Below are 13,076 nucleotides of genomic sequence, written 5' to 3' on the forward strand. Positions count from 1 at the left end.
GCGATGTCGCGCATACAGAGTCGTGAGTCTGGTATCGGTTTGATTGGGGCGATCTTTTGGATCGTGGCCTTGGCAGTGATCGTGGCGCTGGTCGTGAAGGTGGGGCCGATTTATTACGAAAATATGTCGCTGCAAAACATTCTCCAGGATCAAGCGCGCCATGCCAGTCCTTCCGAATCTGCGGGAGAGATCCTCTATAATCTGCAGGATCGGCTCAATGTCGCGATGATCAAGATCAATCAGCAGGATATACAGATCATCAAGAACGGTGATGCCCCAGTGCAGATCGTTGCCGACTATGAACGGACAGTACCTTTGGTCGGTAACATCAGCCTGCTGATCCATTTTCATACCAGCAGTTAGGCCGGGTGTTCTGGGCCGGTTGACAGGGGTGCAGGGCGCAACGTATGATGCACCCCACATTGCGGGAATAGCTCAGTGGTAGAGCACAACCTTGCCAAGGTTGGGGTCGCGAGTTCGAGCCTCGTTTCCCGCTCCAATCGCAAGGGAAAGGTCTCTTTCCCTTTTTCTTTATGGCTGGGTGGCAGAGTGGTTATGCAGCGGCCTGCAAAGCCGTGTACCTCGGTTCGATTCCGGGCCTAGCCTCCATAAAACTCCGGAGCTGTGTTTCTGCCCGCTTATTCTCTTCCCGAGCATGCGTCTCGCGGGGGTCTCCTGTGGTATGGTTACAGGCATAACACTCATTTGCTGGTAACGATCGGGAGAAGATGAGGATGGCACAGGAAATTGTGGTTCAGGTCAATGGGGCGGCCTATGCCCTACCCGAGAATAGCAACATCCTTACCCTGCTCGACGCCTTGGGTCTCAGCAATCAGCGTGTAGCCGTGGAACGCAACGGTACCGTGGTGCCCCGCAGCCGGCACGCGGATACCCGGCTGGTCGGAGGCGACCAGGTTGAGGTCATCCGTGCCGTAGGTGGCGGATGAGGGTATAATGCCTGCTGGTTTTCGTTTTGGGTTCGATGTCATGGCAGACCTCTTGCAAATTGGTAATCGTAGCTTTCACTCGCGCTTGCTGGTAGGTACCGGAAAATATAAAGATTTTCAGGAAACTCGTGCGGCCCTCGATGCTAGCGGGGCGGAGATCGTCACCGTTGCCTTGCGGCGGGTAAATCTGGGCCAGCACGCCGGAGAAGAAAATCTGCTCGACTATCTTCCCGCCGAGCGCTTCACCATCCTGCCCAACACCGCTGGTTGTTATACTGCTGAAGATGCCGTGCGTACCTGCCGCCTGGCACGTGAGTTGGGTGATTGGACACTGGTCAAGCTCGAAGTGTTGGGTGATCCGCAAACCCTCTTTCCCGACATGCGCCAGACCTTTCAGGCGGCCGAGACACTCATTGCTGAAGGCTTTGAGGTGATGGTCTACAGCAACGATGATCCGGTGGCCTGCAAGGCCTTTGCCGAGATGGGCTGCGTGGCGGTAATGCCTCTTGCGGCCCCGATTGGCTCCGGGCTGGGCATTCGCAATCCCTACAATCTGCGCATCATCCTTGAGCAGGCAACGGTGCCGATTCTGGTCGATGCCGGCGTGGGTACCGCCTCGGACGTTGCCGTCGCCATGGAGCTCGGCTGTGATGGTGTATTGCTGAACACCGCCATTGCCGGCGCCAAAGATCCCATCCTAATGGCCGAGGCCATGCGCCTGGGGGTGGAAGCCGGACGCAAGGCCTTTTTGGCCGGGCGGATGCCACGGCGGCTCTACGCCAATGCCAGTAGCCCGTTGGAAGGGACCTTCTTTTGAACCCCGAGGAAGGTTTGGAATATGCTCGCGAGGCTCCCCTCGACCGCGATTATCTGATTCTCATCGAGACCCTGGTGATGGATCAGATCCCTCTTGGCACCCCTTCCGCGTACGCCGAGGACTGGGAAGAAACCGAACGCCTGATTGCGCGCCTCGCGGATCGCGGTGTAGGTACCCGCATCGAGCATCTCTTTGATGAGCAGGGTATGCGTTGGCGCGCCTACCTCGACTGGCAGGATCCCATCAGCTTCGAGTGGCAGATGGTGGAGCAGGAGGAGCAGACCGCCGCGCGTGCCGTCACTCGGGCCGCCCTGGTTTGGTATTACCAGCAAGAATTGAGCACTGCCAACTCCCAGCCACCGGACCCCTGGTCTTATTTTGAAGTGGTAGAACGCCTGAGCATGATCCGCGAACTCTTCAATCGATCCTTGGAAGAGCATCCGGTACTGAGCGCCGAGGCAGAATTGCAAAAGCGCTACCGCGAGGCACAGGAGAGGATCAACGCCCTGTATGAACTCGCCGGGCAGATCTTCGATCAGCGCCTCGATGGTCCCAAGCCCGGTACCATGCACTGAGCCTTTCCATGCGCATCCATATCCTCGGCATCTGTGGCACCTTCATGGCCAGTCTGGCCCTGCTCGCCCGCGCTGCCGGGCATGAGGTCTCCGGGGTCGATGCGCAGGCCTACCCACCCATGTCGGAGTTGCTGGCCCGCGAGGGGATCGCGATCGAGGAGGGCTACGCACGCAGCTTGCCAGACCCTTTGCCCGATCTGGTGATTATCGGCAATGCTTTGTCGCGCGCTAATCCCTTGGTCGAAACGGTGTTGCGCCAAGGCTTGCCCTATCGCTCCGGGGCTGAGTGGCTGGCGCAGGAGATCCTGCAGGGACGCTGGGTGCTGGCGGTGGCGGGAACCCACGGCAAGAGCAGCACCAGCGCCATGCTCGCCTGGATACTCGAATATGCCGGACTGGAACCGAGCTTTTTGGTAGGCGCGGAGCTCAACAACTTTGCCAACTCGGCGCGGCTCACGGATAGCCCCTTCTTTGTTATCGAAGCTGATGAATACGACACCGCCTTTTTCGACAAACGCGCCAAATTCGTTCATTACCATCCGCGTACCTTGATTCTGAATAACCTGGAATATGATCACGCGGATATCTACCCCGATCTGGCGGCGATCGAAACCCAGTTCCATCACCTGCTGCGTACCGTCCCTGACAACGGCCTGATCCTGCGACCGGCGGGGGAGGAGGCCCTGGAGCGCGTCTGGCGACGGGGTCACTGGACGCCGGATTTGCTCTTTGCCGAGGCGTCCGGCTGGCATGTTCGTAGCGAATCCGCTGATGCCAGCCATTTCAGTATCTGGGATGGGCAGCAGAAGCACGGCGAGGTCCAGTGGCAGTCGATGGGCGAGTTCAATGCACAAAATGCCCTTGCCGCCGTCCTCGCCGCTCGCCATGCGGGTGTGCCGATCGCGAGCAGTTGCGCCGCCCTGGGCGAGTTTCGTGGCTTGCGTCGCCGCCTGGAGTTGCGGGGTACCGTCCGCGGCATTGCCGTCTTCGACGACTTTGCCCACCATCCCACCGCTATCGCCAAAACCATCGCTGCCCTGCGCAGTCGGGTGGGGCGGGAGGCACGCATCCTCGCCGTATTGGAGCCGCGTTCTAACACCATGAAGCTGGGCGTCCACGAAAAGACTCTAGGACCGAGTCTGGTTGGAGCGGATGAGGTATTCCTCTATGCGCCTGCAGACCTGGAATGGAGACCCGAGCAAGCCGTGCCGATGGCGCAGGTGCATCGCGAGCTGGATTCGCTGATCGCTGCCGTTGCCCGGGCCGCGCATTCCGGCGATCAGATACTGGTGATGAGTAACGGCGGCTTCGGTGGCATTCACGGTCGGTTGCTGCAAGCCATGGAGACTGCCGCATGAGTGTACCTGTACGGCGGCGTCTGGGTCTGGCCATGACTGGTGCTTCGGGGGCGATCTACGGATTGCGCCTGTTACGCTATCTACTGGCCAGTGATGCAGAAATTCATCTAGTGTTGTCGGCGGCGGCACGGGTGGTATTCCTCGAGGAGCTCGGCCTGCAGCTTTCCGCCCGTCCGGAGGATCTGGCCGCCAGCCTACGCGCCGAAACTGGCATCGATGACGGTGTGCTGCGTACCTATGCGCAGGAGGACTGGTTTTCGCCCCTCGCTTCTGGTTCCTATGCCCCTGAGGCCCTGGTTATCTGTCCTTGCTCCGGTGGGAGCCTCGCGGCAATCGCGCAGGGGATTTCCAACAATCTCATCGAACGCGCTGCTGATGTAATGCTCAAGGAAGGCAAAAAGCTCATTCTGGTGCCGCGGGAAAGTCCGGTTTCGGCGATTCATCTGGAGAACATGCTCAAGCTGGCGCGCTTGGGCGTCTGCATCTTACCTGCCAGCCCTGGCTTTTATCAGCGCCCGCAGAGTGTCGATGATCTGGTCGATTTTGTCGTGGCCCGTATCCTCGATCAGCTTGGGATTGCCCGGCAGATCGGGCCCCGCTGGGGAGCCGCCGCAGACTAGGGCGTTGCGGTGCGATTCCGCAGACTCCGTAGGACCAGTTCGCCACGGCTACCATGGAAAAAGTTGCGCACATAGGAATCGTCCACCTGCGCGACTTCCTGTAGGGGCCCGATGCTGAGCACCTTGCCACCAGACAGCACTGCTACCCGGTCGGCGGTCGCGGCGATGCTCTCCAGGTCGTGGCTGATCATCACCACGGTCAGACCGATGTCCGTCTGAATCTGTCGCAGCAATTGATCAAAATCGGCGGCAGCAATGGGGTCGAGGCCAGAGGTAGGCTCGTCCAGAAACAGAATCTCGGCATCCAGGGCCAGGGCGCGGGCCAGCGCCACCCGCTTCACCATGCCGCCGGAGAGTTCGGCCGGCAATTTGTCTGCATCCTCTGGTCGCAAGCCGACCATTTGCAGCTTGAGCGCCACCAGGGCACAGATGTCCTCTTTGCGAAAGCCGCCCCATTCGCGTAAAGGGAAAGCGATGTTCTCAAAAACCGTCAGCGCGCTGAACAGGGCGCCCAACTGAAACAATACCCCCCAGCGCTGGCGCAAGGCACGACCGGCTTTGCCATCGAGACGATCGAGGGACTGTCCAAAGATCTCAATCCTTCCCTCGGCGATGGGGTTGAGACCGATAATGCTGCGCAACAGTGTGGTCTTGCCGCTGCCGCTACCGCCAACGATGGCGAGGATCTCGCCGGCCTGCACTTCCAGGTCCAGATGGCGATGAATCCAGCGGCTGCCAAAACGGGTGCCCAGATCCATACAGCGAATGACGGCGCTCATGATGGCGACAGTCCCACATCGGCGAAGAGGATGGCGAGGATGGCGTCAATGACGATGACCAGGGTGATGGAGAGTACTACGGAGTTGGTGGTTTCCCGGCTCAAACTGTTGGTATTGGCCTTGACTCGCAGGCCATGAAAGCCGCTCACCCACGCAATCAGGATGCCATAGAGCACGCCCTTGATGACCCCCAACCAGAAATTGAAGGAGGGCACCATCACCGGCAATTCGCGGAGGAAAAAACTCGGACTGATGCTCAGGCTGAAGTCGGAGACCAACAAGGCGCCGAAGATTCCCACCAGATCGGTCCAGATCACCAATAAGGGCATGGTAATGGCCAGCGCGATGACCTTGGGCAGGACCAGACGTTGCGCCGGCGACACGCCAAAGGTCTGCAGGGCGTCGAGTTCCTGTGTCACGCGCATGGCGCCAATCTGCGCGGTAAAAGCTGAGCCGGAGCGCCCGGCAATGATGATGGCCGCGATCATGGGCCCAAATTCGCGCAGGATGCTAATGCCGGCAATGCTGATGACGTAGATGTTGGCGCCATAGCTGGCCAGGGTAGGGGCCGACTGATAGGTGATGACGATACCGATCAAGAAACCGATGAGGGTGAGGATTGGTAACGAATCCGGGCCGGTCTTGACGACGGTGGCGGAGATCTCCTTCCAGGGGAAATGCGCTGGTCGGCGCAGGGCAAAGAAGAACTCCTGCAGCAGATTGCCCCAAAGCAGAAAGAGTCCCCACAGGTCGGCCAGCACAGAAAGGATGTGGGCACCCAGGCGGTCGAGGAGGGCGAAGACGCCTGGCGCGCTGTACCGAGGTTGCAAGGGTTGGGTCTGTGCCAGGCGCTCAAACAACGGACGGTGTTGCTCCCGCACCTTGAGTCGCTCGGGAAACTGGCGTCCCATACTGCGCCAGATCAGCAAGGCACCGAGGTTGTCGAGCTTTTCGATCGCTTCCAGATCCCAGGACTTTCCCTCTCCCAGGCGGCGCAGTTCCCGCTCAATCCGGGCCAAGCGCCGCGACACCTGCGCGAGCGTCCAGTAACCCTCCAGGCGCAGAGTGTCGCTATCAAGATGCCAGCTTGCAGAGCTAAAGGTATCGGGATTGGCGCGCATGGGCTCACTACTCATTGGGCTTGCGACAGTATGCCTGTCGTGCTCGCTTTGCCCAAGTTTTTGCCGGCATCCTTCCACTGCAGTCGCGCCATCAACGGGAGATGATCAGAGCGCTGTCCGGCACAGGTCCAGACCTCCGCAAACTGTAATTCTTCGCTGATCAGAATGTGATCGAATTGCCACTGCGGCGACCAACTGGGAAAGGTAGCCGGTTGATGCGTAGGCGATTGCAGGCCACCTTCCTCGCGCAACAGCCGAAGCTCGCTGGCTCCCTGTCCGCAATTGAGGTCGCCCAGCAATATGGTCGGTAGGGAAGTCTGCAGAAAAGGCAGAAGTTGGCGCACTTGCCGCATGCGGCCGTGTTTTGCCAAAGCGAGGTGGGTAATCAGGACCTGCACCGGACGCCCTTCCACTTCGATGATTGCGCGGAGTAGTCCTCGGCCCTTGAGGGTGCCTTGAAAGGCGTGACATTCGACTTCTTGCAACGGCCAACGCGACAGCAGGCTGTTGCTGTGCTGCGCTATGTCGCCCCAGTCGCGCGTACGTTGTTGAACCCAGTAGGGGATCCCGATCTGTTCCGCCAGGAATACCGCCTGATTGAGATACTGGCTGCGGAAAGAGCCGGCATCCACTTCATTGAGACCGACGATGTCCATACCCTGCAGGTTGGCGGCGATCTCCCGTAGATTGTGCAGGCTTTGTGGGTGGGGTAGCAGATACCGCCAACTGTGGGAGACGACATGGTGTTGGCGCTGCGAGCCGATACCTACCTGGACGTTTTGGGTGGCTACGAGAAAGCTCGATGTATCAGTCGCCATAAATAGCCAACTCACACGGGGTAGCGTCTGGACCCTCTGCCGCGAGAGTCAGTACCCCTTTTTCCACCTCGGCCATGCAAAAATGCCACAAGGCCAGGCCTTCTGGTTTCCGTACTTTGCCAAAGCGTGCAAAAAGCGTCTCACCGCGTTCTTGCAGGGCTGCTGCCAGCGTCGGCCAGTCCTGATCTGCGCCTTGATAGAGAAAATATTCCTCGCCGCGGCGGCTCACCCAGCCATCCCCTCCTCCGAGCTGCAGTGCCGAGAGCAGGTCCTGGGCGAGGGTGCGGGGTATGCTCAGGCGCCCGCACAGACCGGACATTGTGGATCCTTTTGCAGGGAAATCGTGCGGAAAGCCAGATCAATGGCATCCACCAGCAGCAGCTTACCAGCAACGGGAGAGGCGAGGCCCAGCAACAGACGCGTGGCCTCCAGCGCCTGCAGGGTACCGAGAATACCGGTCAGTGCACCCATCACTCCCATTGTCGCACAGCGATCCTCCTCGTCGGCACCCCCCTGGGGATAGAGGCAGGCATAGCAGGGGGCATCTGGTAGGCGGTAGTCGAAGACCGCCAACTGGCCGCTCCAGCGGATGGCGGCAGCGCTGACCAGGGGCTTGTGCGCTGCCAGACAGGCGCGGTTTACCGCGTGCCGTGTGGCAAAATTGTCGCTGCAGTCCAGTACCAGATCGTAGTCAGCCAGCACACTGTCGAGAAATTCTGCTGTGGCGGCCTGCTGGTAGACGATGCACTCGACAGTCGCGTTGTGGGTGCGAAGACGCTCTGCTGCGGCGCGCACCTTGGGACGATCGATGTCGGCCTCGGTGTAGAGAATCTGCCGCGCCAGGTTACTCAACGAGACCATATCCGGATCGCAGAGGCCGAGAATGCCAACGCCGGCGCCGGCCAGATAGAGTGCCGCCGGGCAGCCCAGTCCGCCCATGCCGATGATCACTACGCGTGCCCGCGTCAGGCGCTGCTGGCCCGCCACATCGATCTCCGGCAGCAGGATTTGCCGCGCATAGCGCAGTAGCCCGGCATCATCGAGCTCAGGATTCATTGTAAAAATCGTAGTCGATGCGGTTGTCACTCACGTCCATGCCTGTCTCTGCCAGCAGACTGCCCGCCGAGCGACGCAGACGCGCGTGGTAACGTTCGCCAATACAATCCATCATCCACAAAATCTCGCTGGGATGCCCGGCCGTTTTCCCCTGCACCAGATGGCGAATATAGAGTTCTTTTTCCCCCACCTTGATGAGTAAGGGGAGGGGTAAATCCAGTGTCAGCACCTGCTTGTGGATTACCCAATCCATGGGGGAAGGAGGACTGCTGGGAGCGATACGGATATCGACGCGGAAGTGGCCGCCGCCACCGGGTTGCTTCAGCAGTTCAGCGAAGTAGCCCTCCGGAAAACCCGCATGGACGATGATGCTGCGCCGGGCAAAGCGCGTAAAAAAACGATCGAGCAAAGAATCAGAATTTGCTGGCATGTCAGAATAGTAGTCCAAGACCGGAAAAAGTGCATCCGTGGATTATTTTCGGATATCCATAGTCCGGCCTGCTGTGTGGTGTTTTGCAGAGGCACTTTGCCCCAGCCCCATCTGCAGGCGTCCGCCATAGCCGGTCAACTCCAGATAGCCGCTGCCCAGCGGTCTTGCGTCTTCGCCGATCGCACGTACGGCGCCCTCCCAGTACACGCTGCCGGTGCTGCGCGTGGCCTCGAATTCCTGATCGTTCATCAGCGGTTGCAGGGTAAACTGCAGGCCGGGAATCTGCACCCGCCAGGCGACAGGATAGCGGTTGCCGGTTTTGGGCGATTGCCAGAAACGCAGCGGCTGCAGCGAAATCTGTGTGCCATGGAGATACTGTACCCGGCCATTGGCATGGCGCCAGGTACCCTCCAGCCATAGTGCACGTCCGTCCGCCTTGCGCATCTGAAAGAGCATCAGCGCCCCGCCATTGGCCAGATTGATGCCCATCCAGTCCCAGCCTACGGCTTGCTTGGGCAGGTACGCGGTGGACCATTCATGATCGAGCCAGGCCTTGCCCTGCACGCGTTGCACTTTGCCGTCGATTTGTACTGAGCCGGCCACCCGTAGCTGCGGGATACTGTAATAGTAACTAGCGTTGGCCGGATCCGGCCCCTTCTGGCTGACCCCGTCCGGCCCTTCCAGCAAGGGTGGCTGGGTCGCTTGGAAGTGCAAGTCATAGGCTATCGACTGGGCATCGATGCGGGCCCGATATTTCGCTCCCTTCTGCCGCAAGGACCAATGATCGATCCAGACCTCCGTGACGTCCTTTTTTGCCCCCGCTAGCCCCATCCCAGCACGGGCGATCCGTTGCGCAGTAAGAAGATGACCGATACGAGGATCGCTGATGGCCGCCTGGGCAAAATAAATTTGCCGCGGATTGAAGGCGCTGGGGTTGTCCCAAACCTGTGCTGGCAGCAGGCGAAAAAAGGTGATCTGGAAGCCCAGCGGCTGACCAGACTGGCTTTGCAGGTGGCCGGTGATGTACCACCATTCCAGGGGATATTGGGGATGGCTGCCGAAGGCATTGGGGAACCGTAACGGGTGATTTACGCTGACCTGTACCGGTGGCGTCGGCAGCCGTGGTAACGCTGTTGGTGGCAACGCGGCAGCGGCCAGGTGCGGCAGGCCCAAAGCGATGATTGTTGGCAGTATCAGACGCTTATTCATCATGCAGGAGTTCCGTATGCTGGCCCATCGCCTTGCGCGCTGACCAGAGCATGGTGAGCGTGCTGGCCAGCAACAGTGCGCCGGCCATGATGGTCAGTTGTCCCCAGGGGAGGTGAAAGCCCATCTGCCAATGAAAGGAGAGGGGATTGACGCGTTCGATCAGGATCAGGCTGATCAGGAGTCCGAGTCCCGTGCCGAGAAGTACACCAAAGAGGGAAAGCAGTAGGCCTTCGCCGAGAATCAGGCGCTGTACCTCGCGCCGACGCAGGCCGAGGACGCGCAGCAGGGCGAACTCTTGGCGCCGCAACAGGGTTTGCGCACCAAAGCCATTGCTCACCCCCAGCAGGCCAATGACAATGGCGACCGCCTCCAGCGCGTAGGTGGCGGCAAAGCTCTGGTCGAAGATCTGCAGGCTGCGCTGCAGGATCTCGCCCGGCGTGGCAATCTGCCACTGGCCGCTTTCTGGATACCGTTGGCGCAACTCGCGTAGTACCTCGTCAACCCGCGCTCCCGGCGCCAACCACAGCGCCACTCCGTTGATGCGCTGGTCACCGGTCCAGGCCCGATACTCCTCGATGGGGACGGAGATGGCTCCCTCCTGATACGCGTAGTCGCGATAGACACCGGCAATGTATACCCGCTCGCCATGGGCACCCAAAGGTAAACGAATGATTTGCCCCGCCTGCCAATGGCTGAGACCGGCAAGGATCTCGGAGATCCAGATGGGGGCCGGGCCGCTGGGATCGCTGGGAGCTTCTTGCAGAATCTGTAAGATCTGACCCGGATGCTGTGGTTCCATGCCGCGCGCCAGTAGCGCAACCGGCGGACGTTGTGGCAGTAACGCAAGCTCAGTATGACGCAGACGGGAACAACGCTCGACGCCCGCGAGTTGGCAGAGCCGCGAGCCAGCGCCCGCGGGTAGTAGTTCCTGATCTCCTGTCCCGGCTTGCACGTAGATATCTGCCCGAAGAATATCGCGCAGCCAGTCCGCCACCGAATCGCGAAAAGATCCCACCATCACTGCCATCGCTACCACCAGGCTGAAGGCCACCACAATGGCCGCCAGACTGCGACTGGCGCGCCCCGGGTTACCGCGCAGTTGCTCCATCACCAGGCGGGGCAGGGCTGCCCGAGGAAGGGGAAGAAGGCGGACGAGGAGGGCGAGCAACCCCGGTAGCAGGAACAGAGTGGCAATCAAGAGGATGGCAATGGCGCCATAGGCAGCATAAGGAATGCCCCTCCAGGCGGGCAGAAGCGCGGCGATAGTGGCAAGGAGCAGCAAAAACAGGCCGATTCCGGTATGAGCGCCGGGCAGTTCCTCCTCGCTGCCATTGCCCAGAATCCGCACCACCGGCAGACGCCGGCTACTCCAGGCCGGCCAGAAGGCGCCGAACAGTGCGGCCCCCAATCCGGCCAGGGCAAAGATCGCCCAGAGGCCAGGATGCGCCTGTAGCGCCGCTCCGGTAGCAGAAAAGTAGCCGGCTCCCAGATTGCCGCCCATGCGCGCCAAGGCCAGTTGTGCCACGAAAATTCCCAAGGGCACACCCAAAAGCGCGCCCGGCAGGCCCAGCACCAACCCCTGCAGCTGGCTAGCCAACAGAATCTCGCGCTCGCGCAGCCCCAGAACCCGTAACACGGCCAGACTACGACGCTGGCGGATGGCAGTGAAGGCGAGGGTGGTATAAACCAGAAAGGCTCCAGTAAAGAGTGCCACCAGCGACAGCACCAACAGATTGACGCGATAGGCCAGAGACGCGCGCGCCGCTACCGAGCCGGCATCCTTGGGCGTGCGTAAAACGGCTCCGGGTGGCAGCCGTTTCTGCCAGCTCGACTGGAATTGCGCCACGTTTTCCCCTGGTTGCAGGCGCAAGGCAATCTGCGAGATTTTTCCCTCCTCCCCCCAGAGCCACTGCGCACTGGCAATATCGATAATAGCGACAGCCTCTCCAGGGACTGGGTCCGCGATACTGCCAATCACCGTGAAGTGGCGCGGTACCCCCGCCACCTGCAAGAGTATCGACTGCCCCGGCTGCACCTTTAGCTCGCGTACTGCCATTTGATCGAGTACCAGATGTAAGGGATTGAAAAGCGTGAAGGGATCTTGCAGATGCAGGGGTACCAAGGGTTGTCCCAATGCCAGACTGCGGAAGGCGTCGATACCCCAAACGGGCAGCACCGCGCCGGAGGGGGTGCGCGCGAGAACACGCAGCTCTGGTGCTGCCACTGCCACGCCGGAGGCTAGGGCCAGGCGCGGGTACCAGTCCTCATTCAGGTGGCCGCCGGGACGGGTGAGCAGCAGATCTGCCTGACCGGCCAAACGGCGTATTCCCGAGGACACATTGTCCACGGCTTGCACATTGATCAGGGCAATGGCAAGGCCCAGGGCAACGCCTAGCGCCACCCCCAGCACCGCCAGTAGCGAAGCCCCCGGATGAGCGCGCAGGGGTAACCAGACGGCGGCACGCCAAGGAATTCGCCAGGAGTTCACAGCGGGTGCAAACCGTCCCGACGCATTTCCAGACGTCGCTGGGCAATGGCTGCCGCCGCCGCAGAGTGCGTCACCATCAACACGGCGGCGCCCGCCGCCGTGCCCATTTGCCCAAGCAACGAGAGCACGTCGCTCGCGCGTTCCGGATCAAGACTACCGGTGGGCTCGTCCGCCAGCACCAGGGTTGGGCCATGAATTAGCGCCCGCGCCACCGCTACCCGTTGCTGTTCCCCTCCCGAGAGATTGCGGGGCAGGGCGTCCAGACGTCGGACGATACCTAGTTGTTCTGCCAGCGCCTCCACACGCTCGCACAGCTCGCGCCGGGGCAGGGCATTCAGACGCCAGGGCAGAGCGATGTTTTCCCGCGCCGAGAGCTGTGGCAGCAGATGAAACGACTGGAACACGAAACCGATCTGGCGTCGGCGCAGCAGGGTGCGGGCGTCATCGTCGAGGCTGTCCACATTCTGTCCGCACAGGGTTACCTCGCCGGCGTCCTTGCGTTCAAGACCAGCAATGATGTGCAGCAGGGTGCTCTTGCCGAGGCCACTCTCGCCACGGATAGCGACAAATTCACCGGGCTCCAGCTGCAATGCGATCCCTTCGAAGAGCCAGCTTTGCGGGGAATCCGGTTGCCGTTTACCTACTGCTTCGAGCTTCAAGGCCGCAGAGCGCATGGAATGGGTACTCTCATTGCGTAAAAATGTTCGACTCTCATTGGACCGCAAAAATGCGAGCCGTTCCCCGTCCACCCGCTACCCATCGAAGAAAGCTATCCCGCTTGGCATTAGAGTCGTCATCACTCAGGTATTGGCCGCGCTGACGAGAATTTCCGAGATTTCCCCGTCTTCGTCTAGGTGG

Annotated in this window: 15 protein-coding genes and 2 tRNA genes; 8 read left to right on the top strand and 9 right to left on the bottom strand. The window is 60.5% G+C overall.

Translation table 11 applies throughout. From position 1 onward, the window contains the following. Nucleotides 1-3: 3 nt before the first annotated feature. The 8 genes from AC2VNM_RS10685 (at nucleotide 4) to AC2VNM_RS10720 (ending at nucleotide 4,317) form a co-directional block, all read left to right on the top strand. Complete coding sequence (locus tag AC2VNM_RS10685; RefSeq protein WP_483166356.1) at nucleotides 4-363, top strand: DUF4845 domain-containing protein; 360 nt, start codon at nucleotides 4-6, stop codon at nucleotides 361-363. Between the two features lie 61 nt (nucleotides 364-424). Then, a tRNA-Gly gene (locus AC2VNM_RS10690) sits at nucleotides 425-499 on the top strand. A gap of 36 nt (nucleotides 500-535) precedes the next feature. Then, nucleotides 536-609: transfer RNA gene (locus AC2VNM_RS10695), tRNA-Cys, on the top strand. Between the two features lie 125 nt (nucleotides 610-734). After that, nucleotides 735-947 (top strand): sulfur carrier protein ThiS, encoded by a 213-nt coding sequence (gene thiS, locus AC2VNM_RS10700; RefSeq protein ID WP_483166355.1) that lies wholly within the window; start codon nucleotides 735-737, stop codon nucleotides 945-947. A 40-nt stretch (nucleotides 948-987) separates the two neighbouring features. After that, nucleotides 988-1,764: a thiazole synthase gene (locus tag AC2VNM_RS10705; protein WP_483189924.1), complete on the top strand. Its 777-nt coding sequence runs from the start codon at nucleotides 988-990 to the stop codon at nucleotides 1,762-1,764. Nucleotides 1,765-1,778: 14 nt separating this feature from the next. Continuing rightward, nucleotides 1,779-2,339, top strand: a complete 561-nt coding sequence (locus AC2VNM_RS10710; protein WP_483189922.1) for a hypothetical protein — start codon at nucleotides 1,779-1,781, stop codon at nucleotides 2,337-2,339. A gap of 8 nt (nucleotides 2,340-2,347) precedes the next feature. Further along, on the top strand, nucleotides 2,348-3,697 hold the full coding sequence (gene mpl / locus AC2VNM_RS10715) for a UDP-N-acetylmuramate:L-alanyl-gamma-D-glutamyl-meso-diaminopimelate ligase (RefSeq protein ID WP_483166353.1): 1,350 nt from the start codon (nucleotides 2,348-2,350) through the stop codon (nucleotides 3,695-3,697). After that, nucleotides 3,694-4,317, top strand: a complete 624-nt coding sequence (locus AC2VNM_RS10720) for a flavin prenyltransferase UbiX (RefSeq protein WP_486913289.1) — start codon at nucleotides 3,694-3,696, stop codon at nucleotides 4,315-4,317. Before mpl ends, AC2VNM_RS10720 begins: the two co-directional genes overlap by 4 nt. Here the strand turns inward: AC2VNM_RS10720 and AC2VNM_RS10725 are convergent. From AC2VNM_RS10725 to AC2VNM_RS10765, 9 genes are read right to left on the bottom strand one after another with little or no spacing between them, the layout of a single operon-like run. Further along, complete coding sequence (locus AC2VNM_RS10725) at nucleotides 4,314-5,096, bottom strand: ABC transporter ATP-binding protein (protein ID WP_483166351.1); 783 nt, start codon at nucleotides 5,094-5,096, stop codon at nucleotides 4,314-4,316. The genes AC2VNM_RS10720 and AC2VNM_RS10725 overlap by 4 nt on opposite strands. Further along, nucleotides 5,093-6,232, bottom strand: coding sequence for an MlaE family ABC transporter permease (locus AC2VNM_RS10730; RefSeq protein WP_483166350.1), 1,140 nt, complete (start codon nucleotides 6,230-6,232; stop codon nucleotides 5,093-5,095). The genes AC2VNM_RS10725 and AC2VNM_RS10730 overlap by 4 nt, the downstream gene beginning before the upstream one ends. Then, complete coding sequence (locus AC2VNM_RS10735; protein ID WP_486913290.1) at nucleotides 6,229-7,035, bottom strand: endonuclease/exonuclease/phosphatase family protein; 807 nt, start codon at nucleotides 7,033-7,035, stop codon at nucleotides 6,229-6,231. The genes AC2VNM_RS10730 and AC2VNM_RS10735 overlap by 4 nt, the downstream gene beginning before the upstream one ends. Next, nucleotides 7,025-7,354: a hypothetical protein gene (locus tag AC2VNM_RS10740; RefSeq protein ID WP_483166348.1), complete on the bottom strand. Its 330-nt coding sequence runs from the start codon at nucleotides 7,352-7,354 to the stop codon at nucleotides 7,025-7,027. The genes AC2VNM_RS10735 and AC2VNM_RS10740 overlap by 11 nt, the downstream gene beginning before the upstream one ends. Further along, nucleotides 7,330-8,091, bottom strand: coding sequence for a HesA/MoeB/ThiF family protein (locus tag AC2VNM_RS10745; protein ID WP_483166347.1), 762 nt, complete (start codon nucleotides 8,089-8,091; stop codon nucleotides 7,330-7,332). The genes AC2VNM_RS10740 and AC2VNM_RS10745 overlap by 25 nt, the downstream gene beginning before the upstream one ends. Next, a complete protein-coding gene (locus AC2VNM_RS10750; protein ID WP_483166346.1) occupies nucleotides 8,081-8,521 on the bottom strand; it encodes a hypothetical protein in 441 nt (146 codons plus the stop codon). Before AC2VNM_RS10750 ends, AC2VNM_RS10745 begins: the two co-directional genes overlap by 11 nt. A gap of 42 nt (nucleotides 8,522-8,563) precedes the next feature. Next, complete coding sequence (locus AC2VNM_RS10755; RefSeq protein WP_483166345.1) at nucleotides 8,564-9,733, bottom strand: lipocalin-like domain-containing protein; 1,170 nt, start codon at nucleotides 9,731-9,733, stop codon at nucleotides 8,564-8,566. Further along, nucleotides 9,723-12,218 (bottom strand): FtsX-like permease family protein, encoded by a 2,496-nt coding sequence (locus AC2VNM_RS10760; RefSeq protein ID WP_486913292.1) that lies wholly within the window; start codon nucleotides 12,216-12,218, stop codon nucleotides 9,723-9,725. The genes AC2VNM_RS10755 and AC2VNM_RS10760 overlap by 11 nt, the downstream gene beginning before the upstream one ends. Continuing rightward, nucleotides 12,215-12,892, bottom strand: a complete 678-nt coding sequence (locus tag AC2VNM_RS10765; protein ID WP_486913293.1) for an ABC transporter ATP-binding protein — start codon at nucleotides 12,890-12,892, stop codon at nucleotides 12,215-12,217. Before AC2VNM_RS10765 ends, AC2VNM_RS10760 begins: the two co-directional genes overlap by 4 nt. Nucleotides 12,893-13,076: the final 184 nt, after the last annotated feature.

This window comes from Acidithiobacillus sp. TH-A67 (assembly GCF_057473545.1).